Below are 24,330 nucleotides of genomic sequence, written 5' to 3'. Positions count from 1 at the left end.
CCCGAGCCCCATCGTCGTCCGCTTGTGTCGCGAACGTCGTGCCCCGGCCTATTCTGGTTAGCCTTATGCAGGCGTCTCCGAAACCCCTGTCGTAGGGAAAAACCGTACGACGCCGATTCCGTTGGGCAGAGTTGTTAATTTAGTGCGATTCGCTTGGGTAACTGCAGAAAACTCATCTTCCGAGCGTTGACAGATAATATATCATATTTATGCCGGAGTCCGGAATCATGCCATTTATGATCATGAAAAATGAAGGCGCTGAAAAGGAATAATGAATAGCCGGCGTAGAAGGCGGATCTCGCGGCGATACGAGCTTTTCGTTTTATTACTCTCCGGCGAGGCGGAGATGGGGAACCTTCCGTTCGCGTTCGCGCAGCCGCGCTTCTGCTCCCAGAATGTAGTCGCATGTCAGAGGCACCGCCTCCTGATCGCGCGTGATCTGGATCTGGAACACCATCATGTCCTGATAACGGAACGCCGTTTCGGATGCGGCGAGATAGAACTCCCACATCAGGCAGAACCGTTCATCATAGAGAGCCTTGGCCTCGTCGCGACGGGCCAGGAAACGCTCGCGCCAGGCTTTGAGCGTTTCGGCGTAGTGCAGCCTCAGGATCTCGATATCGGTGATCTTGAGACCGGATTGCTCGATGACCGGCAGCACCTCCGACAGGGCAGGGATGTACCCGCCCGGGAAGATGTACTTGTCGACCCAGGCGTTCGTCGCCCCCGGATCGTCGAAGCGCCCGATGGAGTGAAGAAGCATCACGCCATCCGGCTTCATCAGCTGCCGTGCGGTATTGAAGAAGGTCGGGAAATTCCCGACGCCCACATGCTCGAACATGCCAACGGAAACGATACGGTCGAACTGACCCTTGCAATCGCGATAGTCCTGCAATTCGAAACGAGCGCGATCGGAAAGGCCGGCGTCAACGGCGCGACCGTTGGCGATACCGTACTGTTCTTCTGACAGCGTCAGGCCGGTAACATTGGCGTCGCAAAGGCCCGCCAGATAGAGGCCCATACCGCCCCAGCCGCATCCGATATCGAGAACGTCCATTCCACCCTCGAGGCACATCTTGGCCGCGATATGCCGCTTTTTGGCGAACTGCGCATTTTCAAGATTGTCATCGGGGCTTTCGAAACAGCCGCACGAATACTAGCGGTCGGAATCAAGAAAGAGCCGGTAAAGGCTCCCATCCAGATCGTAGTGGTGTGCAACGTTGCTCTTGGAGCGTCGAAGCTTGTTGTGCTGGTGGATTCGGCGGGTCGCGACCCGCAGCTTGTCCAACATGCGCCACAAACAGGTAACGGGGAGACCGTAGGTGTTCTCGGTGATCACTTCCAGAAAGTCGTAGATGCGCCCTTCAGTGACCCGCATCCGTCCGTCCATGAAAAGCTCACCAACCTTCAGGGCCGGATCCAGGATCAAAATCCGTTCCGCGGCCTTGTTGACAAGTTCCATGGTTACAGGCGTGCCTGTACCATCGCCATAGGTTTCACGCTTTCCGTCGGGGTATCTAACCGTGAGAGAACCAAATTTGATAAGTTTACCTAAATAGGTGGCACGCAACCGCCCCATTGCCTATCCCTTCGTCTACTGGTGACGACAGCCGTCACCTCCTCGAGCAGCTCATCATCGGTTGATATACGACTGGTGACTAGACGAGGGTCGCTCCATTTCAATTTTAAATCAAGAGTTTGCAAGGCAGGATTATATTGACGTCACGGCAAAGAAAAACGGCGCCCGCAGGGGAGCCGTTCTCAACAGCTGGGAAAAAACAAGCTGATCAAGGCCTTGAATTAGGTCTCAGCAGGCTCTTCACCCTCGGCCGCGCCTTCGGCTTCTTCGTCTTCCTCGAACTCGAAGTCGTCGACATCACGCTGCGTCAGATCTTCACCGCGCGCCTGGCGCTCGGCTTCGTCCGCAGAGCGGGCGACGTTGACCTGAACGGTGACCTCGACTTCCGGGTGCAGGACGATGATGACGTCGTGCAGACCGATCGTCTTGATCGGCGCATCCAGGCGAACCTGGTTACGTGCTGCAGAGAAGCCGCCGGCGGTCAGCTCGTTGGCGATGTCACGCGTGGAGACCGAACCGTAGAGGTGGCCGGTGGCGCCAGCGGAGCGGATAACGACGAAGGCCTCGCCGTCGAGCTTGGCTGCAACCTGCTCGGCTTCCTGACGACGCTCGAGGTTGCGGGCCTCAAGCTGGGCACGCTCGCTCTCGAAGCGCTGCTGGTTCGCCTTGGTGGCGCGCAGTGCCTTGCCCTGGGGCAGGAGGTAGTTGCGAGCATAGCCGTCGCGCACGCGAACAGTGTCGCCCATCTGGCCGAGGCGCGCAACGCGCTCAAGAAGAATGACTTGCATGTTGGATGCTCCTATCCGTTTGTCCCGCCGGACCGAGCGGTCGGACGGTTAGGGGCAGGTCTCGGGAAACCCGGTCTGTCCCAGAGGGGTCCGGCGGGTCGTGTCGACGGGCCGTGAAAACCAGGCCGGATCGAAATCCGGCCTGATGAAGCTTAGCTGATCACGTAGGGCAGCAGAGCCAGGAAGCGGGCGCGCTTGATGGCGCGGGCCAGCTCACGCTGCTTCTTGGCCGAAACGGCCGTGATGCGGCTCGGCACGACCTTGCCGCGCTCGGACACGTAGCGCTGCAGCAGCTTGATGTCCTTGTAGTCGATCTTCGGAGCGTTGGCGCCGGAGAACGGACAGGTCTTCCGACGGCGGAAGAAGGGCCGGCGAGTCGGGAGTTGTGCGATATCGATCATTAGTTCTTACCCTCGTTCTCGCGGTCCTGACGGCGTGCACCGCCGCGATCACCACCCCGGTCTCCACCGCGCTCGAAACGGTCGCTGCGGCCACGGCGACGATCGTCGCGATCGCGCTTCTGCATCATCGCGGACTGTTCTTCTTCGTGCTTATCGACCTTCAGGGTCAGGAAGCGCAGCACGTCTTCGTGCAGGCGCATCTGACGCTCCATCTCGACAACCGCCGGATAGGGAGCTTCGATGTTCATGAGCGTGTAGTGCGCCTTGCGATTCTTGTGAACGCGATAGGCGAGCGTGCGCAGGCCCCAGTTCTCGACCTTGCCGACGGTGCCGCCACCATCGGTGATGATCGTCTTGAACTGCTCGACGAGCTGCTCGACCTGCTGCGCAGAAATGTCTTGGCGAGCCAGGAACACGTGTTCGTAGAGGGCCATGAATGCCTTTCCTCAGTTGTACGCGATCCCGGCGCGAAGCCTCTTCAAAGCCTGGGAAAGGCCTTGCAGGACGTCTTTGAGAGCGGAGACACGGGAAGCAGGATCCCTTGCGGATCCTGTCCGGTCGACCATGCTTTCATCAAGCGGTGATCGGCCGCGACCTCCCGTTCAGTCCCCAGCCGGGAATCGTTCGAAGCGCTGTCTATACGCATTTGGCATCGAAATACAATGCAAAAAACGCGAAATCCGTGGTTAACGGCCTTGCGGACTTGACATGCCCCCCCTGGGCCCGCTCATAAGCCCAACTTCCCGGTGTGCTGAGGTCGCCGGCGAGGCGCCTTTTCTTGTCGTGCGAATGCGGCGTCAAAGATAACAGAAAAAGCAGGGCCTTCGATCCACATGAGTATCGCATTTACCTTTCCCGGGCAGGGATCGCAGACGGTCGGCATGGACGAGGCGCTTGCCGAGGCGTTTCCGGAAGCGCGTGTGGTCTTTGAAGAAGTGGATGATGCGCTCGGTGAATCGCTGAGCCGGGTGATGTGGGAAGGTTCTGAGGACGAGCTGACGCTCACGACGAACGCGCAGCCGACCCTGATGGCAGTGAGCCTCGCCGCGATGCGCGTCCTCGAAGCTCGCGGCCTCGATCTGAAGGCGTCCATGGCTGATCTGAAGGCGTCCATGGCTTATGTCGCGGGGCACCCGCTTGGTGAGTACTCCGCTCTGGCTGCGGCCGGCAGCATCAAGCTTGCCGATACCGCCCGTCTGCTTCGCACGCGCAGCAAGGCCATGCAGGAAGCCGTTCCCGTCAGGGAGGGCGCCATGGCCGCACTGCTCGGACTCGATTTCGAAGCCGCGAGCGAGGTCGCTGCCGCGGCCGCCGTAGGAGAAGTGTGCGAGGCGGCGAACGACAACGCGCCTGAGCAGGTCGTCGTGTCGGGGCACATTGCAGCCGTTGAGCGTGCGCTCGGGCTTGCCAATGACAAGGGTGCGCGCCGCGCTCTCCTGCTGCCGGTCAGCGCACCGTTTCATTGTTCTCTTATGGCGCCTGCGGCCAAGGTGATGGCCGAGGCACTGGCTGAAATTGAAATCGCATCGCCTGCCGTGCCGCTCGTAGCGAATGTTCTGGCTGCCCCGATCACCGAATCCTGCGGGAATCCCCACGCGGTTGGTCGAGCAGGTGACCGGACGCGTGCGTTGGCGCGAATCCGTTGCCTGGCTGGCGGCGAACAGTGTCACGACCATCGTCAAAATCGGCGCGGGCAAGGCACTGACCGGCATGGCCAAGCGCATCGACAAGTCGCTTGAGGGTATCGCCGTGGGCGGTGCGGAAGACATCAATGCGCTTCTGGCGCGGATTGCAACAGAATAGAAACCGAAAGAGGCTCGCATGTTCGATCTGACCGGAAAGACCGCGCTCGTTACCGGAGCGACCGGAGGTATAGGCGAAGCCATAGCCCGCACGCTTCATGCGCGCGACGCCACCGTCACCCTGTCCGGCACGCGCGAGGAGAAACTCAACGCGTTGGCCTCCGATCTTGGCGAACGGGTTCACATCGCCGCGGCGAACCTGTCGTCGCGCGAAGCCGTCGACGATCTGGTTCCCGCTGCCGAAGCCGCGATGGGCGGTCTCGACATTCTCGTGAACAACGCCGGCATCACGCGCGACAACCTCTTCATGCGCATGAAGGATGAAGAGTGGGACCAGGTGCTTGAGGTCAATCTCACGACCGTCTTCCGTCTGACCCGGGCCGCGATCAAGGGCATGATGAAGCGCCGTTATGGCCGCATCATCGGTATCACGTCGATCGTCGGCGTCGCCGGCAATCCGGGGCAGGGCAACTATGCTGCCGCCAAGGCAGGGCTGATCGGCATGTCGAAATCGCTTGCCCGCGAAGTTGCGAGCCGCAACATTACGGTCAACACGATCGCCCCGGGGTTCATCGAGACTGCCATGACGAACGCTCTCAATGAGAAGCAGCGATCCTCGATTCTCGAGACTATTCCCGTGGGTCGGTTGGGTATGGGCGAGGAGATCGCGAGTGCGGCTCTTTACCTTGCCAGTACGGAAGCTGCCTACGTGACCGGTCAGACCATCCATGTGAATGGCGGTATGACCATGATTTAAAAGGGTAATTTCCTTCGTTTTGAAAGTCTGGTTCAGGCTTTCCAACAGCCCCGCGGCGTGTCTGGTCAAGGCAAACAAAGTGTGTTACCTAGCCGCCGGCCGGTCGATACGCCGCCGGCGCCGATCAATACGCCGCCGGCAAGGTCGGGCTACCATTCGGCTCGACCGGGGTACGCGGAATGCTAAGTTGTCGTGTCATCCGGGTTCTACGACCGGGACTTTTAACAACACGCTGGACGTTCTCCGAAAAAGTGGGGCGCCAGCGCCGAGTGTCTTGAAGACCATCAAGGAAATCGAAAATGAGTGACATTGCTGAGCGCGTAAAGAAGATCGTGATCGAGCACCTCGGCGTGGATGCCGAGAAGGTGACCGACAACGCGAGCTTCATCGATGATCTGGGCGCTGACAGCCTGGATAACGTTGAACTCGTCATGGCCTTCGAAGAGGAATTCGGTGTCGAGATTCCGGACGATGCCGCTGAGGCGGTTCAGACCGTCGGTGACGCAGTCAGCTTCCTCGAGAAGAACTCGTAATCGGTTCCAGGGCAGACCGTCGCTTGTGTGTGCGGCCTGACAGGAACTGATCTCCGCTTTGGAAGGAAGAAGATGAGGCGTGTAGTCGTCACGGGTCTGGGGATGGTGACGCCACTTGGTTGCGGCGTTGATCTCACCTGGTCGCGGATTCTGGAAGGACGCAGTGGAGCGGGAAGGCCCGACTCGTTCGAGATCGATGATCTCGCATGTCAGGTCGCTTGCGAAGTTTCCCGTGGCGACGGTTCCGATGGCACCTTTAATCCCGATCAGTGGATGGAGCCGAAGGAGCAGCGGAAGGTGGACGATTTCATCGTCTACGCGGTCGCTGCTGCTGATCAGGCTCTGGCTGATGCGGGCTGGAAGCCGGAAATCTACGAAGATCAGATCAGCACCGGTGTGCTGATCGGATCTGGTATCGGCGGGCTGATCGGCATTGAAAAGAATGCCATTCTGCTCAAGGAAAAGGGACCGCGCAGGCTGAACCCGTTCTTCATTCCGGGACGGCTGATCAATCTGTGTTCGGGACACGTCTCCATCCGGCACGGTCTCAAGGGGCCGAACCACGCGGTCGTTACCGCGTGTTCCACCGGTGCGCATGCGGTCGGCGATGCCTCGCGGCTGATTGCGCTCGGTGATGCCGACGTGATGGTGGCGGGCGGTGTGGAATCGCCTATCGGACGTCTGGCGCTGGCAGGCTTTGCCGCATGTCGCGCTCTTTCGACCGGGTTCAACAACGATCCCCTCCATGCCTCGCGCCCCTATGATCGCGATCGCGACGGCTTCGTCATGGGCGAGGGCGCCGGCTGCGTCGTGCTTGAGGAATACGAGCACGCCAAGGCCCGCGGCGCCAAGATCTATGCCGAGGTCGTTGGATACGGAATGTCGGGCGACGCCTATCACATCACCGCTCCGGCGGAAGATGGTGACGGCGCCTACCGGTGCATGCAGGCCGCATTGAAGCGTGCCGGTATTGCTCCTGCCGACATCGACTACGTCAATGCGCACGGGACTTCGACACTGTTGGGCGACGAAATCGAACTGGCCGCCGTCACCCGTCTCATGGGTGATGCTGCCGGTGGCTTGACGATGTCCTCGACCAAGTCGTCGACCGGGCACCTCCTCGGTGCCGCCGGTGCGGTGGAAGCCATTTTCTCGGTGCTCGCCATTCGCGACAATGTTGCGCCGCCGACGATCAATCTCGAAAATCCTTCTGTGGAGACCGAGATCGACCTGGTGCCGCACAAGCCCAAGCAGATGCAGATCGATACTACGCTCTCGAATTCCTTCGGGTTCGGCGGCACGAACGCATCGCTGGTCTTCAAGCGGGTGGCCGACTGATCGCACGGTCGTGACAGCTCGGAGGCCGCGTCAAAATTGACGGTGCCTCTCAATTTGGACAGACAGATTCTTACGGCGACGGGTCAACCGGTCGCCGTAAATCTTCAGACCGGATATTCCGGGGCTGAATGCGGATGGCACATCTGCAAATCCGCGAAATGACACAATCTCGGCGCACCCGTGCGACCTCGGGCGTATGCGCAAGTTGAAAACTATGGAAATAGGGCAGACGGGTCCGGCATAGTTCTTGTGTTTTTCCATGGTTTCATCACCCATTGACCACGAACGTCCGTGGTCATGGGAATGCGAGGCGCTCAAGGGTGTTTTCGTCGAACAGGTAGACCGTGCTAATGCAAGACTCGCCAGAAGCGCCTGACCATCAAAACGTGTCTTCGCCGGAAACCGAAACGTCTTCGACAGATACCAATCAAGCGACGAACCAGACCTCGGGCGGCGGCGAAAGCCCGATGCGGCCCGCGCCCAAGAGCCCGCGTGAGGCCATCCAGCCGGAACGCGTACCGGAACCTCCCGTGCGCTCGCGCCATGCGCGCAATCCGTTCGTCGTCTTTTTCAATTTTCTGCTGACATTCGCCGTCCTGGCGGTGCTCGCCTGCGGCGATCTTCTCTACTGGGGGAAGACCGAGTTTGACAGCAAGGGGCCACTTGCACAGGAAACGACGATCATCGTCGCGCCGGGCTCCGGGCTAGAGACGATCACCAACACGCTCGATCGCAGCGGCGTGGTCGACCAGGCCTGGATCTTCATCGGGGGCGTGTGGCTCTACAAGAATACCGACCGGTTGAAGGCGGGCGAGTATGTCTTCCCTGTCGGGGTCAGCATGCGCGGTGTCATGGACATGCTGGTGGAGGGCAAGGCGGTCCTTCACTCCATCACCATTCCGGAAGGCTGGACCAACGCACAGATTGTCGATCGCGTGAACAAGCATCCGATCCTTGTCGGAGATCTGACGGAAATGCCGCGAGAAGGGGCCTTGCTGCCGGAGACCTACAAGTTCACGCGCGGCACGACGCAGCAGGAGATCATCGACCGGATGCGCCACGCGCAGGAAAAGGTGCTGGCAGAGATCTGGGCGCGCCGGTCCGAAGGCCTGCCGATCAAGACGCCGGAAGAACTGGTCATTCTCGCTTCCATCGTGGAAAAGGAAACCGGGCGCGCGGATGAACGGCCGCGGGTGGCCGGTGTGTTCGTCAACCGGCTGAAGAAGGGGTGGCGGCTGGAGTCCGATCCCACGATCCTCTACGGATTGCACGGCGGCGAAGCCTGGCAACGCTCGCGCACGCTCCTGAAGAGCGAGAAGGAAGCTCCGAACCGCTACAACACCTATCAGATCCGCGGGCTGCCGCCGGGACCAATCGCCAATCCGGGCCGCAAGGCAATGGAGGCGGTCGCCAATCCCTCGCGCACCGAAGAGATGTTCTTCGTTGCAGACGGTCGCGGCGGGCATCTTTTCGCCAAGACGCTGGAAGAGCACCAGCGCAACGTCAAGCGTTGGCGCGAGGTCGAGAAGGGGCGGCGGGACGCTGCCGCTGCCGCGGAAAAGGCGGACGAGGCCGTTGCGGCCGGAGAGGTTCGCCCGGAGGCAAAGCCTGCGAACGGTGCGGCGCAAGACGCTGCAAGCTGATACGAGCGACGCTCGGCCGGTAATCGTTGAATGTGTTCCGGCGTTCAGGAGCGCTTGTTGAAGGTGCCCCCCGTCGGGCGGTATTTCGAACGGCCCGACAAACGAGCAGAGAGAAGCCAATGACCAGAGCAAGCATGACCGGATTTGCCCGAGCCGAGGGCGCATACGGAGCGATCCGCTGGACATGGGAATTGCGCTCGGTCAACGGCAAGGGGCTGGATACCCGCTTTCGTCTCACCAATGGTTTTGAAAGCCTTGAGCCCGCACTGCGGAAAGCCGTGGGAGCGGTACTGACGCGCGGAAACGTCAATGTCACCCTTTCTGTGCAGCGCGATGCTGGCGAGGCGATGCCGCGGGTCAACGAAGGCACGCTTGAAGCCGTCATCGAGGCGCTTGAGGCCGTGCGTAGGCGCACCGGCGTCGCGCCCGCGACCGCAGAGGGCATTCTCGCCTTTCGCGGCGTCTTCGAGGTCCAGGAAAGCGTTCTCAGCGATGAAGAGCGCGCCGCCCAACACGCCGCGCTCCAGGCCTCGTTCGAAGAGGCGCTCGCCGCTCTCGCCGCCATGCGACAGTCTGAAGGAGCCGCTGTCGGGCACGTGATCTCCGGACATATCGACCGGATCGACAGCCTGACGGATGCGGCAGAGGCATGCCCCGCGCGCCAGCTGGATGCCATTCGCACTCGCCTCGACGAGCAGATTCGCCACCTCATGGAGCGTAGCGAATTCGATGAAGACCGTCTCTATCAGGAGGCGGTTCTTCTGGCGACAAAGGCGGACGTTCGTGAGGAACTGGATCGGTTGAAGGCTCACGTCGCAGCCGCACGCGAGCTGATGGCGGGAGGCGGTCCGATCGGTCGGCGCTTTGATTTCCTGGCTCAGGAATTCAATCGGGAGGCAAATACCTTGTGCTCCAAGTCGAATGATACCTCGCTCACTGCGATCGGCCTCGACCTAAAGACCACGATCGATCAGTTGCGCGAGCAGATACAGAATCTGGAATAACGTTCATGTCCGCCAACGCCTCTCTCGCCACTCTCGAAGTTCCGCATCGCCGCGGCCTGATGTTCGTGCTATCGTCCCCCTCCGGGGCCGGCAAGTCCACGATCGCGCGCAGCCTGCTGGAACAGGACCGCGAATTGACGCTTTCCGCGTCGGTAACGACCCGCGAGCGGCGCGGCAGCGAGATCGATGGGGCGCACTACCGTTTCATTTCCAGGAAGCAGTTCCTGTCGATGCGCGATGAGGGCAATCTTCTTGAATCGGCCAAAGTGCACGGCAATTTCTACGGCACTCCGCGCGAACCTGTCGAAACCGCTCTTTCGGGCGGAAAGGACGTTCTGTTCGATATCGATTGGCAGGGTACATTGCAGCTCTACGAAGCTGCCCGCGCAGATGTGGTTTCCGTGTTCATCCTGCCGCCTTCCATAAAGGAGCTGCGGTCACGACTTGAGCGCCGTGCCGAAGACAGCGCCGAAGTGATCGACAAGCGTCTCCAGAATGCCCGCTCTGAAATCGAGCACTGGAACGAATACGATTACGTGCTGATCAATGATGATCTCAACAAGACCTTCCACGAGATCCAGAAGATCCTGAGCGCCGAACGCCGCCGCCGGGTGCGCAATCTCGGTATGAAGACGTTCGTGGAAGCGCTTCAAAACGAAGCGCGAAAGGGCGATCTCTCAGGATGCGTTTGACGTAGCAGCCTTTGCTACATCGAACGCATTGGCGAGCGCCACAAATCCTTCAACCGGAATTTCCTCGGCACGCGCGGTTGGCTTCAATCCGGCCTTCTCGATGAGTGCCGAGGTTTCGCCCCCCAACGATTTGAGCGCGGCGCGCAGCATCTTGCGGCGCTGTCCGAAGGCTGCGGCCGTCACGCGCTCCAGGGTCTTCATATCGCACGCAAGAGACTCAGCGCGCGGCAGGAGCTGCACCACAGCCGACGAGACCTTCGGATACGGTGTAAAGGCCTGCGGAGGCAATTCCAGCACGATCTCCGCATGGGTGCGCCATCCCACCAGCACTGCGAGCCGCCCGTAAGCCTTGTCGCCCGCATGCGCGACGATGCGCTCGGCGACTTCCTTCTGGAACATCAGCGTGAGTGAGTCCCAGAAGGGCGGCCAGGGGCCTTCCAGCCAGCCGCTCAGAAGCGGCGTCGCCACGTTGTAGGGCAGGTTCGCGACAATCCGGGCGGGCCCATCAGTGAGGTGCGTGGCATCCACCGTCAGAGCGTCATCTTCGATGATCTCCAGACGGCCGGGATAGGCGGCGGCTATTTCCTCAAGTGCCGGGCGACAGCGACGGTCTTTCTCGATCGCGATAACCTTTGCCACGCCTTCCGCCAGCAGGCCGCGCGTAAGCCCGCCCGGGCCCGGACCGACCTCGATCACCGTTATGCCCTCCAGCCGACCAGAGGCACGGGCGATCCGGGCGGTGAGGTTCAGATCAAGCAGGAAGTTCTGGCCGAGAGATTTGCGCGCATCGAGCCCGTGACGGCGGATGACATCGCGCAGCGGCGGCAAATCGTCGATCTGTGCCATCAGCGCACGTCGCCTTCGCAAAGCGTGGCCGCAAGACGGATCGCCGCGACCAGACTGTCCGGGCACGCAATGCCCCTGCTGGCAATATCGAAAGCCGTGCCATGGTCGGGTGAGGTGCGCACGAACGGCAGGCCGAGCGTCACGTTCACGGTTTCATCGAAGGCGAGGGTTTTCACCGGGATAAGGGCCTGGTCGTGATAGGCGCACAGGGCCGCGTCGTATGTTTTCCGGGCTCTTGCGTGGAACAGGGTATCGCCCGGCAGAGGGCCGGCGATATTGATTCCTTCCGCCCGCAATTCTTCGACCGCGGGATGTGACACGTCTTCGTCTTCCGTGCCGATGGTGCCGCCTTCGCCCGCATGCGGGTTGAGCCCGGCAAGGACCAGACGCGGTTCCACAATACCGAAACGATTACGCAGATCCTTGGCAACGATCCGGGCGACGGTCGTGATGCGCTCCTGCGTCCACGCAGCGGAGATCGCGTCGACCGGGATATGAACCGTAACCGGTACCGTTCTCAGGTCGGGCCCGGCGAGCATCATGACGGGTTCTGCGGGCTCTACCGGCCAATACTGTTGCGCCAGGGCGCCGAGGAATTCCGTGTGCCCCGGATGCTGGAAGCCGGCCGCGTAGAGTGATTTCTTGGTAATCGGGGCGGTGACGACACCGCTCGCCCGGCCTGCCTTCACGTGCTCCACAGCCGTCGCGATTGCTTCCACGATCACTTCGGGAGAGGCGGGGATATCAGCACCGCAGCGCGTATCGGCGTAGTTTTTCAGGGCGACGACGGGAAGTCGTCCCTCGTCAAAGCGCTCGCTCGCTTCCTCGGGCGTGCAGACGGCAATGGGAATATCGAAACCGAGATCGGAGGCGCGCGCTTCCATCACCGCAGAATCCGCCAACACGTAGAAGGGCGGCATGGAAAGCTGAGCGCGGTCACGCCAGATCGCCAACAGCAGCTCCGGACCGATCCCCGCAGGATCGCCCATGGTGACGACAAGCGGCATGGTACGCCTCAGCGATATTCGATGACGGCGTCCCGGCGCAGGTCGCGGATATAGCGGCGGGAAAGCATCTGGCCTTCCTTGTTGCGCAGTTCGTCCTTGATCTGAGTGCGAAGGCCCGCGTCACTGTCGATCTCACGCTTCTTGCAGACCGCGTAAGCCTCGACGCCGTTTCCGGTTTCAACCGGATGGCTGAGATGGCCGGACGGCACGTCCTTGATCAGATCGATCAACTGATCGGGCAGTTCGGGAGCAAGCCGCACGCCTACGGGCTTGACCACCACCTCTTTCAGGCCCTCGGCAAGCTTCAGGCCCCTGTCGCAATCGGAGAAGCGATTGCGGAGCTGGTTGGCCTCCTGCTTGCAGCGTGCCTTGAAACCGGTCGATGCGTTTTTCGGGACGACGAAAATGACCTGCGAAAGGGTGTATTCCGTGGTCTTGCTCTCGTCCTTCTTGTCCTTCTTCAGCATCGCGGCGACGACGTCCTGTTCGGACACGTTCACCTGGGCCTTGAAGCGCCGCAACACGACGTTGTGCCAGGCAATCTCGGAGCGGATCCGGGCCTTGAGCGTGGACGGATTGACGCCCGACTGCAACAAGGCTGAGGAAAGCTTGGACGGCAACATCTTGGTCCTCTGCGCTATCCGCGCGAAGACCTGTTCCACCTCGGCGTACGAAACGGTCACGCCGCGACGCTTGGCCTCCTGCATCTTGAGCCGCTCTTCGATCAGCTCATCCTGCGCCATGCGACGGGCGATCCCGGCAGGCTTACGTGCCGTGAGTTGGATCAGTCGCGAGCGCTGGGCAATGTCATAGCTGGTGATCGGCTGATCGTTGACGATCACCTTGATGCTCGTCGATGCGGAGGCGACCTGGGGGGCTCCGGCCAGAAGGGTGCAGGCGAGCACGGTCATGCAGGTTGCTGCGAGCCAATGCCGAACCGCGGGGCGTCCACACTGGCGTTCCGCACGGTCTGCTGTCGTCGGCGGCATATTCATAACATCTCCCTTGTCGCGCGGAGGTTCCTGCCTGTCGGACGAATTGCGCGTAACCTTAAATTCCCGATGGCGTCTGCTGTCGGCACGGCGCCCGGAACTCGTTGCCTGTGTGGTGTGGCAAAAGCTTGACGCATTCACGTTTCGATCGTCGGACGAATAAAACATGTCGTGCATCTTGGAGCCAGCTTAACGGTCGGCATCGGTCGAAAGTTGCGTGTCGCCTAGTGTGCGCAGGCCGATGCGGAGATAGATCTTCTTGTCGACCGGATCGCCGTCGTTGCGGCTGCGCTCTTCGGCATAGGCGAGGGAGGCAGAGAAGCCTTCGTCGTCGTAACCGAAGCCGAGCACGTCGCGCACGGTCGTGGAATTGCGCAGATCGTAGCGCACGGAACCGAACACCCGCCAGTTCGTCAAAAGCCGGAGGGAACCTGCGCCGAGGATCTCTTCGCGATCATCATCGATACCCTGAGCCGGTTTGGCACCCAGGAAGACGTAGGCCAGCGACGCGGTAACCGGACCTCGTGGTCCGCTCGCCTGGATCTCGGCCCGGTGTACCGAGAAGTCGTCGTTGTCGAAGCGAGCCCGAGCGCCGAAACGCATGCCGATATTGGTGTCGAAATAGATGCGCGAGACGTAATCGGAATCAGATGAGTCCAGCCCAGAATTCGCGCCCGTGGCAAGCACGTCCTCGGTCGAATAGGAGTTCGTTCCCGCCAGATGGAAAGACTGCCCGAACAAGGCGTTGACGGAGCCGAAGCCGCGGAATTGGCCCTTGTACTGGAAGCCGATATTTGCAAGCGTGCCGCCTTCGGTGCGGTCGTAGCCGGAGAACTTGTCCCACTGGAACAGGTTGGTGTCATCGAACACCAGGCTCTGCGCATCGTCGTTGGGCAGTTCGCCGATTCGCTGTTCGGAGGGGCGCACGATGATCTGGGCAATCGGCTCGATCACGTGACTGGTGCTGCCTACCGTGAGCAGGAAGGGATAGCGGTATTCCAGCCCGACCGCGGATATGGCACGGGCAACGAAGGCCTCGTCGGTCAAGGCGGACATGTTCTTGTCAGCCGACTGCAGGGAATAGCGATCGGCTCGCATGTAGGCAAACGGCGTGAACATCTGGCCGTAGGGATCGATCAGCGTCCGCCGCCACTGCGCCTTGAACGACATGCGAGTGAAGGTGCCTTCGACACCGCAGAACCGGTTGACACCGGCATAGGAGAAAGCGTCCGTCTCGTTCCGGGTGAGGCTCGTCAGGTTGCCGGCAAAAGAGAGCTCACCGCCGACGACCGGATCCGCCCATATGTAGTTGTAATCCACAACAGGATGGACGATCGGCTGCTTGTCCTGCAGGTTCGCGCCGACCTTGGAGAAGGGCGCGCCAGCATTCGGATCGTCGTCATCCGGATCGTCTTCCTGGGTGATCTGGAAGGCGTATGTGTGAATATCGAAATAGTTGCGCTCGCTCTGGCCGGTCAGATAGAGGCTCGACGTCAGAGAATCGCTGTCGATTTCATAGTCTTTGACAAAGGCACGGTCGGACACCCGCGAAAGATCCCAGCCCCATTTCCAGCGCTGATTGATCGTGAATTCACCCTTGGTGTTGATATAGCCGCGCCATTCGCGTTCGCCGCTGGAGCCAGAGAAGTTCTCCGGGTTCGTCTGGTGGATGCCGGCGGCCGATATCGAATATTTGCCGTTCTCCAGCCTCTGGCGCCACATCGCTTCCAGCAACGGTCCCTGTTTCGACAGAGGCGTCGCCGTGAAGGTCAGATCCTTGTCCGGTCCCAGAACCCAATGATAGGAGACCGCAACGCCGATACCGATCTTGTCGTCGTAGACGGTCGTCGGCGTCAGAAAGCCGGACTTGCGCGTTAAGGTCGGATCGGGATGCGACATGAAGGGCAGATAGGCGATCGGGACGCCCCAGAACTCTATGCGCGCGCCTTCGTAATAGACCGTCCGTTCTTTCTGATTATGGACGATCTTGGTCGCACGAATGCGCCACAGAGGCGGCTTGCCCGGAGGGTTGGTCGGCTTCGTGTAGACCGTATAGGTGCCGTTATGGAATGTCGTCGTCTCGCCATTCTTGCGCTCCGCGCTCTCGGCGGTGAAACGGGTACGCTGGATCGTCTCGATCCGAAGTTGGCGAACGAACCCGTCGTGAAAATCGTCGCTCAGTTCCAGAGAGTTCGTCTTGACCACGTTTCCATCAGGTGCCGTCAGGCGTACATTGCCTTGCGCAAACAGGCGGGCCTTCTTGCGATCGAGCGTGACGCGATCCGCCTCCAGCACCGTGCCGTTGTAATAGATCTGAACGTTACCGACGGCGGAGACGATATCCTTGTCGAAATCGTACTGAAGCTCCGTCGCTTCCAGAAGCATCTGGGCGTTGGGATCCGCGTTGCGAGTGAGCATGTTTTCGATGGTCTGGTCGTCGCTCGTCTGCGCGCGCGCAATGTCAGGCGCCGTGGCCATGACGGCCAGCATCGCGACAAGCGAAATCGAACCGAACAACACCCCCTGCAACCGGCGCGTGGACGCACTGCGGGAGCGTCGGTCATCGATCCTGTTGGGCGGGAGAACGGACACACCCGACACTAGCCGTCCTCCTGATACAGTAGGATCGTGAAACCCATCAATGTCGCTACTATCCCCGGAGACCACGCGGCAACGACCGGAGATACAATTCCGGCGCCACCAAGATCCTTTGCAAGCTCGGTGAGCACATAAAGCATGAACCCGGCTGTTATTCCACCCAGAATCATCCCTCCTAAACCGCCAAATCGCGATACCCTAAGGGAAACCGCCGCCGCAATCAGCACCATTGCGGCGAGTAGTAGAGGGCGTGCAAACAGCGTTTCGTACTGCAAAGTGTAGCGGTAGGCGGGTAATCCCGACCTTCGGGCGAGTTCGATCAGTCTGGGAAGGTCCCAGAAGGAGACTGATTCGGGCGATGCTATGCTCTGGCGCACCTCCAGCGAACCAAGATATGTGGATACCAGATAGGACGCATATTCCTTGGGATCATCGTCTGTCGTGTAGACGGTGACGTCCTTCAGCCGCCAGGCCTCGTCGCCCAGCATTGCCTCGCGCGCCTCGACGCGCTCGCGGAAGACGCCGCTCTTGTCGAAGGCAAAAATCGTGACGTCGTAAAGGTACAGGCCCTGGTCCGTCGATTGGCTGGCATGGAGAATGGTTTCCCCGTTCAGTCCGTCCTGTCGCAGCCAGGCATTGTTGGACGCCTGCAGAAGCAACTTCTCCTTGTTGCCGAAGAGCTGGTCCGAGTTGTCCTTCAAGGCGACGGCGAGCGGATTGTAGACGACGATTGCCAGCGCCCCGACAGTCACGGCGACAATCAGGGCTGGGGCCGTGAATTGCCACACCGACATGCCCGATGCACGCGCGATGACGATTTCGAGGCTCCGACTCAACGTGACGAACGCGAGGATGGAGCCGAACAACGTGGCGAACGGCAAGACCTGTTCCAGCAGCACCGGGATTCGCAAAAGCGAGATCAATGCGACGCGCATCACCGTGAAACCTTCGCGGTCGCCGCCACGGCGCACGAGCTCGAGAAAATCGAAGATGTAGATCAGCACCGCCGCGAACAGGAACAGTCCCAGGATCGAGAGCAGGAAGCGGACGGCGAAATAGCGCCAGAGGGTGAAACCGACTGTCATGGTGCTAGGTTCGCCCGTTCGCAAAGCGGGCCGTTAGCCGTTCGGCAGAGGTCTCGACCGCTCCGACGATCACGTGCATGGCGTGACCGATGATCCGTATCCAGACGGGCGTCTTGTCGGCCAATGAGAGCCGTCCGGCGATCGCTATGATGGCGAGCGGTAGCGCATAGACAACGAATATCAGGTCGGGATCGGAGACCGCCATATTCGTCGCACCGAAACCCGCAACCCGTGCGAAGACGCAACCGAACAACGCGCCGAGCACGCCCGTATGGCGACTTTGACGGGTGGTGCGCGCCTGTCCGAGGAAGACGAAAACGATCAGCCCGAAGGCGAGCGGATAGAGGGGCACTGCGAAACGGTCGTGAATTTCGGCGCGGAACCGGTCTGCGTAGCGCTTGTAGTACTCATCGCCCGCCGGCGGGTTCAGCAATTCGCCGATCGTGCGTTCCGACGGTTTGAAGGTCGGCGCGGAGGCCTGCGGCATCAAGCTCGTCAGATCGAAGGCGTATGATTCGAATTTGACGATCGAGATCGCTCCGGTCGCGTTGGTGCGTCTCTGGATCGTGCCGTCATGCATGACGAGCAGCATCCGGTCGCCGATCTCCGCCACCTGACCGCGCTGGGCGAGATAGGTGAACGTCGTCTCCAGATCGCGACGGTCATCCATCATCAGGCTTTCCAGCGTTCCGTCGCCGGACCGGTTGCGGATGTGGAACGTGAGACCGTCGTCGACCTCGATGAATCGACCGGGCCGCACGATGTTGGCCACCAGATCGATGCGAACTTGCGTCAGCTCCTCGCGAAGCTGCGCCAATCCCAGCGGGGAAACCCACAGGGAGGCGACGAGCGTCAGCACGCTGAGCACGACCGCAAACGCCATGACGGGTTTGAAAACCTTAATCTTGGCAGCACCCGTGGCGTTGATGACGACAAGCTCGTTATCGGAGTTGAGCGCGTTCAGGACGATGATGAGGGCGATGGCAAATACGAATGGCGCCACGATGACGCCTAGAAAGGGGAGGGCGAGCATCGTCATTTTCAGGAACTGGACGATTGTCTGGCCCTTGGCCGTGACGAGATCGAGCTGGCGCAGCGCCTGCGTTGCCCACACAACGCCGATCATGGCGCCAAAAGCGAGCAGAAAGGCGCCTGTAATCCGCCGTAGTATGTAGCGCTCGATTGTCTTTATCATGCGTCCGAAGGCCGTCCCTGCCGCGGCCTGGGGATTTGGTCGTGCGTGCCGCGCATCTGCACGCTCGCGGCTCCGCGTTCCTCATTGCGGTGCCGTCTTTTAGCTATACCCCGACTGTCGTCAATCGTCGTTTTAAACATGACGAAGGGCGCATGCCGTCCCCCTGACGCTGCGCCTTGGCTGCGGGTGTGGTCGCCATCTGCCGATACGACCGGTTCACACTTGTTCTAGTTAACACATCTTCGAATGAAGACGCTCTCAAGAAACAGGGTTAATGGTTCCTTGCACGCCCGGTGTTGCTCAATCGGCGCAGGTTCGGTGCCAGTTGCCGATGCGTCTTCAACGCTTACGCACCTTTGCTAAACACCGTGCCGTGGCCTATGTCTGTCGACGAGTTTTGGAACGAGCAAGGTCTGGATATCCGATATGGCAGAGCTTCCGAGTATTAGCTTTTCGAAACCCACGGCCCCGAAGAAAGGAACCGCGGTCATTTTCACCGATGAGTCGCTGGCGTTGGGGATCGCGGCAAGCGAGATCGATGCGGCGACCAACGGGGCCGTTACGCGCGCGATCAAGGCCTCGGCATTCAAGGGCGCATCCATGGCGAGCCTTGATATCGTCGCGCCTGCCGGGGGCAAACTGGACCGGATCGCGGTGATCGAGCTCGGCAAGATTGCCGATCTGACCGAATACGACTGGACGCGTCTCGGTGGGGCTGCGATGGGCGCGATTGCCGCGGCAAAGGCCGCGCATGCGTCGATCCACCTGGAACGCCCGGACGGTGAAGCGATCACGGCCGCTCAGGCGGCGGATATCGCCGTCGGCGCCAAACTGCGCGGCTACACCTTCGACAAGTACAAGACGAAAAAGAAAGGTGACGACAAGCCGAAGTCCGCCAAGGTGGCTGTTTGCGTCGCCGGTCACGAGGAGGCCGCCAAGGTCTGGGAAGCCGAGGAAGGCGTCGCCGATGGCGCGATCCTGGCCCGTGATCTCGTCAACGAACCGGCCAACGTGCTGGGGACTGAGGAATTCGCCAAGAAGGCTAAGGCGCTCGAGAAGCTCGGCGTCGAGATCGAGATGCTCGGCGAGAAGGAAATGGCCAAGCTCGGCATGAACGCGCTGCTCGGTGTTGCGCGCGGCTCTGCCCGTCCGCCGAAGCTGGCGGTCATGCAGTGGAAGGGCGGCAAGGCCAAGCAGACGCCCGTCGCCTTCATCGGCAAGGGAGTCGTCTTCGATTCGGGCGGTATCTCCATCAAGCCGGCCGGCGGCATGGAAGACATGAAGGGCGATATGGGTGGTGCCGCCGCCGTGACCGGCCTCATGCACGCCCTTGCCGCGCGCAAGGCGAAGGTCAACGCGGTGAGCGTGATCGGGCTCGTTGAGAACATGCCCGACGCCGATGCGCAGCGCCCCGGCGATATCGTGACCGCGATGTCCGGCACGACGATCGAGGTGATCAACACCGACGCCGAAGGCCGTCTCGTCCTGGCCGATGCGCTCTGGTACACGCAGGACCGCTTCAAACCTGCCTTCATGATCAACCTGGCGACGCTGACGGGCGCCATCATCGTTGCACTCGGTAATCAGCACGCGGGCCTCTTCTCCAATAACGACGAATTGTCGGGTCGCCTGACCGAAGCCGGTCTTGCGACGGGAGAGAAGCTGTGGCGCATGCCGATCGGGCCGGAATACGAGAAGCTGATCGAGTCGAAATTCGCCGACATCAAGAACACCGGCGGTCGTCCGGCAGGTTCGATCACCGCGGCGCAGTTCCTGCAGCATTTCGTCAACGACGTGCCGTGGGCCCATCTGGATGTGGCCGGGACGGCCATGGGCTCGACCGAGACCGAGATCAGCAAGACCTGGGCGTCGGGTTTCGGCGTGCGTCTGCTCGATCGGCTGGTGCGGGATCACTACGAAGCTTGATCGTTTGTGCGATCCGATAAACGAGAAAAAGCCCGCATCGCCTTCTGCGAGGCGGGCTTTTTCACGAAAGCGACGACGGACGGCATCCTGTCGTACCCTCCAGTTTCCAGATCGTGACGTGAGTCACCAATCTCACGAAACGGGGCGATGCTGAACCCGGCGGATGTCTATTGCGTTAACGATGAGCCCGCGCAACAGCGAATTGGCCATTGTGCGTGGAGAAGGGGGAGATCACCGCCACCTGTTGCCCGTATGCCGCAGTCGTGCGATCACGGGACGAGGCGAGATATCCGGAGGAATCCAGCGCCGTCCTTGATAACGCTTTGGAGCGCAGATGTTCAGTTTTTTGGAAAATCGGGGACTGTCTTGAGCGAAGTGCTGTTCTACCACCTGCAAAGGCGGACACTGGAAAGCGTGGTTAAGGACCTGGTGGAAAAATTCCTGGAACGCGGATGGCGGGTGGTCATTCAGAGCGGCGGACCGGAGCGCCGCGATGCGCTCGATGGTTACCTGTGGACATACCGAGAGGATTCGTTTCTGCCTCACGGAACTGCGGCCGACGGGCGGGAAGGCGATCAACTCGTCTATCTCACCGACGGAACCGAAAATCCGAATGGCGCGAATGTGCGTTTCCTCGTCGACCGCGCCATGCCGCCCGATCTGACGCCCTATGACAGGGGGGTCTACATATTTGACGAGAACGACGAGCAGTCGGTCGTCGATGCCCGGCATCGCTGGAAAGAGGCGAAGGCAGCCGGTCACGAGGTGACCTACTGGCAGGAAAACGACCGCGGCGACTTCACCAAGAAGGCGTGAGAGGCCCGGCCTGCTCGTGATGCCCTTTCTTTTCCCCAGAACTTTATTTGCCTGATCGTTCCCGTGTTCCCAAATGATTGCGACATGGGAGCGGGAGAATGAATTGACGCAGTCTGGATCTGGCGACGATCACATGGACGGTGGATTTGCGCAGCGCCGGGCGGCTGCACCCGAACGAGCCGGCGCGCGGCCCGGCGCGACGGGCGATGATCCGGAAGAACGCCGGGCGTGGTTTCGAGAAATCTACAAGGCGGCGAAGGAAGACCCGCCGCCGTGCCGTGGGCCGATCTGGCGCCCAAGGAGATGCTGGTCGACTGGCTTCGCAAACATGCGGGCGATGGGAGGCAGGCCGTCGATATTGCCTGCGATCTCGGCGACAACGCCCATGCGCTAACGCAGGCCGGATGGAAGATCACGGCATTCGATTTTGCCGAGGATGCGATTGTCTGGGCGGGAAAGCGGTTTGTCGATACCGACATCGATTTCCGCGTCGCCGATCTGTTTGATCTTCCCGCCGATTGGGAGAACGCGTTTGATCTCGTGCATGAATGCTACACGCTTCAGGCCTTGACCGGCGATATGCGCGAGGCGGCCTTCACATCCGTGGCGAGCCTGGTGAAACCGGGCGGCAAGTTGCTGGTGATCACGCGCGTGCGGCCCGACGGATCTGAGGCAGCAGGACCTCCCTGGCCGTTGACCCCGGCTGAACTCTCGCGCTTCGCGGACCTCGGGCTGGAGGAGGAGGGGACGCTCTATTACTACGTTGACAGGCCCAACAGCCGCGTCATTCCCCATGCACGAATTGTATATCACAAGGTGTAGGATCGTCGTGCGGGAGACTGCTGTGGATGTCGTTTTGCCCTTTCCGAGACATCCGGCCGGTATCCGGGTAAAGCTCTATCTCGCGAAATGTGCATATGCATATCGCGAAATGTGCATATGCATCTCGCGAAATGTGCATATGCGCCTTTGACTGGCAGTCTTGCGGAATTGCGTCTTCCCCCGTCGCATCCGGACTGTCACATTATCTCTATATGAGGAGATGTTTGAGAATCCGGAGGCACAAGAATGAACGAGAAGGCTGAAGTGACAACGTCCAGCGAAAAGACAACGGTCAACGGCCCCGAAGGGACGCCCACGCACTCCGACTCACTCACGCCCGAAGTTGCGCGGCTGATGAACAGCCCGGCGCGCTTCATAAACCGTGAGCTTTCCTGGCTTCAGTTCAATCTTCGCGTTCTCGAAGAATCGATGAACCCGCGCCATCCGTTGCTGGAGCGGCTGCGGTTCCTGTCGATCTCTGCCAACAATCTCGATGAATTCTTCATGGTGCGTTTCGCCGGTCTCAAGGGTCAGGAACGCGCCAATGTCCGCACGATCTCCGATGACGGTCTGTCGCCGTGGGAACAGCTTTCCCAGATCAGCGATCGGGTGAAGACGCTGCAATCCGAGCAACAGCGCAACTGGGCTGTCCTGCGCCGGAAACTGGCGAACAACGGAATAGTCCTTGTCGATGCGGGCGATCTCGATGAGAGCGAGAGGGCGTGGCTCGAGACCTTCTTCCTGACGCACATCTTCCCGGTTCTGACGCCTCTGGCGATCGATCCGGCGCACCCGTTCCCCTTCATCCCCAATCTCGGCTTCTCGCTCATTCTGGATCTGGTGAAGACGGGCGGCGGTGCGGCCATGACGGCTTTGCTGCGCATTCCCGGACAGGTTCAGCGCTTCGTCGCCCTGCCTGCGCGAGACGGCGAGGATGAGGCGCATCCCACGCGCTTCATCGCGGTGGAGAGCATTCTCAGCCTGTTCATCAAACAGCTCTTTCCGGGCTACGAGGTGCACGGAAAGGGCGTCTTCCGGGTCATCCGCGACAGCGATATCGAGCTGGAGGAAGAGGCGGAAGATCTGGTCCGCTTGTTCGAAAGCGCCCTGAAGCGCCGGAGGAGGGGATCCGCGATCCGGCTGGAAATTGAATTGGCCACGCCCGTCTCCCTGCGCTCCTTCGTCGCCGAGGCGCTGCAGGTCGGAGAGGAAGATACTTTCCTCGTGGAAGGACTGATGGCGCTGACCAATCTGTCAGAACTCGTCAGCATCGACCTCTCCGATCTGAAATTTCAGCCTTATTCAGCCCACTTCCCCGAACGCGTTCGCGAACACGGCGGAGATTGCTTCGCCGCGATCCGCGAGAAGGACTTCCTCGTTCAGCACCCCTACGAGTCCTTCGATGTCGTCGTCCAGTTCCTGCGTCAGGCGGCGCAGGACCCGGATGTGATGGCGATCAAGCAGACGCTCTATCGCACCTCCAACGATAGCCCCATCGTCAAGGCGCTGTCTGAGGCCGCGGAAGCCGGCGAGTCGGTCACGGCGCTGGTGGAGCTGAAGGCGCGTTTCGACGAGGAGGCGAATATCCGCTGGGCGCGCGATCTGGAACGCGCGGGCGTGCAGGTCGTCTACGGCTTCATCGACTTCAAGACCCACGCGAAGCTGTCAATGGTGGTGCGTCGCGAGCAGGGGCGCATGACGACCTACTGCCATATCGGAACCGGCAACTATCATCCGATCACCGCTCGCATCTACACGGATCTGTCCTACTTCACGGCCAATCCGGTAATTTCTCAGGACGTTGCCAAGGTCTTCAATTTCATCACCGGGTACGCTCAGCCCTCCAAGCTGGAGAAGCTGGCAATCTCGCCGATCACGATGCGCAACCGCATCTCGGAGCTGATCGAGGCGGAAATCGAACACGCGCGTGCCGGTCGCCCCGCTCAGGTGTGGATGAAGACCAACTCGCTGGTCGATGCCGGCATGATCGACGCGCTCTACAAGGCGAGCCAGGCGGGCGTGCAGGTTGATCTCGTGGTGCGCGGCATCTGCTGTCTGAGGCCGGGGATCCCGGATTTCTCGGAAAATATCCGGGTAAAATCGATCGTCGGCCGTTTTCTTGAGCACAGCCGGATCTACTGTTTCGGCAACGGCAAGGGGCTCCCTTCGCCCGAGGCCATCGTCTATATCGGGTCCGCCGATCTGATGCCGCGGAACCTGGACAGACGCGTGGAGGCAATCGTGCCGATCGAGAACCCGACGGTTCACGAGCAGGTGCTCGATCAGATCATGGTTGCCAACATGAAAGACAATCAACAGAGCTGGCGCGTATTGCCCGACGGCAGCCATGAGCGCATAGTGCCGGCGACCGACGAGGAGCCGTTCAATGCGCACCAGTATTTCATGACGAACCCTTCGCTTTCGGGACGCGGCAAGGAGCTGCAGAAGAACTTCCCGAGGCTGTTCGTCACTCACACGAAGCGGACCTGAGCCCCTATCTTCAACC

Annotated in this window: 19 protein-coding genes and 2 pseudogenes; 11 read left to right on the top strand and 10 right to left on the bottom strand. The window is 60.6% G+C overall.

Annotated features, from left to right (window positions below):
- Window positions 1-325: 325 nt before the first annotated feature.
- From QNJ43_RS08350 to rpsF, 4 genes and pseudogenes are all read right to left on the bottom strand, one after another.
- A pseudogene (locus QNJ43_RS08350) lies at window positions 326-1,579 on the bottom strand (cyclopropane-fatty-acyl-phospholipid synthase family protein).
- A gap of 221 nt (window positions 1,580-1,800) precedes the next feature.
- Window positions 1,801-2,367, bottom strand: a complete 567-nt coding sequence (gene rplI / locus QNJ43_RS08345; RefSeq protein ID WP_300468989.1) for a 50S ribosomal protein L9 — start codon at window positions 2,365-2,367, stop codon at window positions 1,801-1,803.
- Window positions 2,368-2,519: 152 nt separating this feature from the next.
- Window positions 2,520-2,768, bottom strand: coding sequence for a 30S ribosomal protein S18 (rpsR, locus tag QNJ43_RS08340; RefSeq protein WP_300468987.1), 249 nt, complete (start codon window positions 2,766-2,768; stop codon window positions 2,520-2,522).
- Window positions 2,768-3,202 (bottom strand): 30S ribosomal protein S6, encoded by a 435-nt coding sequence (rpsF, locus tag QNJ43_RS08335; RefSeq protein ID WP_300468985.1) that lies wholly within the window; start codon window positions 3,200-3,202, stop codon window positions 2,768-2,770. Before rpsF ends, rpsR begins: the two co-directional genes overlap by 1 nt.
- Window positions 3,203-3,601: 399 nt before the next feature.
- On the opposite strand from rpsF, the pseudogene fabD reads away from it, so the two are divergent.
- The 7 genes and pseudogenes from fabD to gmk all read left to right on the top strand — a co-directional run bounded on the left by fabD (window position 3,602) and on the right by gmk (window position 10,537).
- Window positions 3,602-4,571 (top strand): annotated as a pseudogene (gene fabD / locus QNJ43_RS08330) (ACP S-malonyltransferase).
- A gap of 18 nt (window positions 4,572-4,589) precedes the next feature.
- Entirely contained in the window at window positions 4,590-5,327 is a 738-nt protein-coding gene (gene fabG / locus QNJ43_RS08325; RefSeq protein WP_300468983.1) for a 3-oxoacyl-[acyl-carrier-protein] reductase, read from the top strand.
- 299 nt (window positions 5,328-5,626) lie between these two features.
- Window positions 5,627-5,860 carry an acyl carrier protein gene (locus tag QNJ43_RS08320; protein WP_300468981.1) on the top strand — a complete coding sequence of 78 codons (234 nt, stop codon included), beginning with the start codon at window positions 5,627-5,629 and terminating at the stop codon, window positions 5,858-5,860.
- A gap of 72 nt (window positions 5,861-5,932) precedes the next feature.
- Window positions 5,933-7,198, top strand: coding sequence for a beta-ketoacyl-ACP synthase II (fabF, locus tag QNJ43_RS08315; protein WP_300468979.1), 1,266 nt, complete (start codon window positions 5,933-5,935; stop codon window positions 7,196-7,198).
- Window positions 7,199-7,584: 386 nt separating this feature from the next.
- A complete protein-coding gene (mltG, locus tag QNJ43_RS08310) occupies window positions 7,585-8,841 on the top strand; it encodes an endolytic transglycosylase MltG (RefSeq protein ID WP_300468977.1) in 1,257 nt (418 codons plus the stop codon).
- 119 nt (window positions 8,842-8,960) lie between these two features.
- The gene (locus QNJ43_RS08305) at window positions 8,961-9,845 is read left to right on the top strand and encodes a YicC/YloC family endoribonuclease (protein ID WP_300468975.1); all 885 of its coding nucleotides are present in this window, start codon (window positions 8,961-8,963) and stop codon (window positions 9,843-9,845) included.
- Between the two features lie 5 nt (window positions 9,846-9,850).
- On the top strand, window positions 9,851-10,537 hold the full coding sequence (gmk, locus tag QNJ43_RS08300; RefSeq protein ID WP_300468973.1) for a guanylate kinase: 687 nt from the start codon (window positions 9,851-9,853) through the stop codon (window positions 10,535-10,537).
- Here gmk and rsmA read toward each other — a convergent pair.
- From rsmA to lptF, 6 genes are all read right to left on the bottom strand, one after another.
- Entirely contained in the window at window positions 10,523-11,383 is an 861-nt protein-coding gene (gene rsmA, locus QNJ43_RS08295) for a 16S rRNA (adenine(1518)-N(6)/adenine(1519)-N(6))-dimethyltransferase RsmA (RefSeq protein WP_300468971.1), read from the bottom strand. The two genes, gmk and rsmA, sit on opposite strands and share 15 nt — an antisense overlap.
- Entirely contained in the window at window positions 11,383-12,390 is a 1,008-nt protein-coding gene (pdxA, locus tag QNJ43_RS08290; RefSeq protein WP_300468970.1) for a 4-hydroxythreonine-4-phosphate dehydrogenase PdxA, read from the bottom strand. Before pdxA ends, rsmA begins: the two co-directional genes overlap by 1 nt.
- An 8-nt stretch (window positions 12,391-12,398) precedes the next feature.
- Entirely contained in the window at window positions 12,399-13,385 is a 987-nt protein-coding gene (locus tag QNJ43_RS08285; RefSeq protein WP_300468968.1) for a SurA N-terminal domain-containing protein, read from the bottom strand.
- Window positions 13,386-13,571: 186 nt separating this feature from the next.
- A complete protein-coding gene (locus QNJ43_RS08280) occupies window positions 13,572-15,983 on the bottom strand; it encodes an LPS-assembly protein LptD (protein WP_300468967.1) in 2,412 nt (803 codons plus the stop codon).
- Complete coding sequence (lptG, locus tag QNJ43_RS08275) at window positions 15,983-17,065, bottom strand: LPS export ABC transporter permease LptG (RefSeq protein WP_300468964.1); 1,083 nt, start codon at window positions 17,063-17,065, stop codon at window positions 15,983-15,985. Before lptG ends, QNJ43_RS08280 begins: the two co-directional genes overlap by 1 nt.
- Before the next feature lie 4 nt (window positions 17,066-17,069).
- Window positions 17,070-18,260: an LPS export ABC transporter permease LptF gene (gene lptF, locus QNJ43_RS08270; RefSeq protein WP_300468962.1), complete on the bottom strand. Its 1,191-nt coding sequence runs from the start codon at window positions 18,258-18,260 to the stop codon at window positions 17,070-17,072.
- A 426-nt stretch (window positions 18,261-18,686) separates the two neighbouring features.
- Here lptF and QNJ43_RS08265 point away from each other — a divergent pair, with 426 nt between their 5' ends.
- From QNJ43_RS08265 to QNJ43_RS08250, 4 genes are all read left to right on the top strand, one after another.
- Window positions 18,687-20,186 carry a leucyl aminopeptidase gene (locus QNJ43_RS08265; RefSeq protein ID WP_300468961.1) on the top strand — a complete coding sequence of 500 codons (1,500 nt, stop codon included), beginning with the start codon at window positions 18,687-18,689 and terminating at the stop codon, window positions 20,184-20,186.
- Window positions 20,187-20,561: 375 nt separating this feature from the next.
- Window positions 20,562-21,002: a DNA polymerase III subunit chi gene (locus QNJ43_RS08260; protein ID WP_346432912.1), complete on the top strand. Its 441-nt coding sequence runs from the start codon at window positions 20,562-20,564 to the stop codon at window positions 21,000-21,002.
- Window positions 21,003-21,230: 228 nt separating this feature from the next.
- Window positions 21,231-21,824: a class I SAM-dependent methyltransferase gene (locus tag QNJ43_RS08255; protein WP_300468957.1), complete on the top strand. Its 594-nt coding sequence runs from the start codon at window positions 21,231-21,233 to the stop codon at window positions 21,822-21,824.
- A 354-nt stretch (window positions 21,825-22,178) separates the two neighbouring features.
- Window positions 22,179-24,314, top strand: a complete 2,136-nt coding sequence (locus QNJ43_RS08250; RefSeq protein ID WP_300469056.1) for an RNA degradosome polyphosphate kinase — start codon at window positions 22,179-22,181, stop codon at window positions 24,312-24,314.
- The last annotated feature ends 16 nt before the right edge of the window (window positions 24,315-24,330 follow it).

It is taken from the genome of Breoghania sp. (genome assembly GCF_030066895.1).
In the GTDB taxonomy this organism is placed as follows: domain Bacteria; phylum Pseudomonadota; class Alphaproteobacteria; order Rhizobiales; family Stappiaceae; genus Breoghania.
This window is presented reverse-complemented; position numbering and strand designations above follow the sequence as displayed.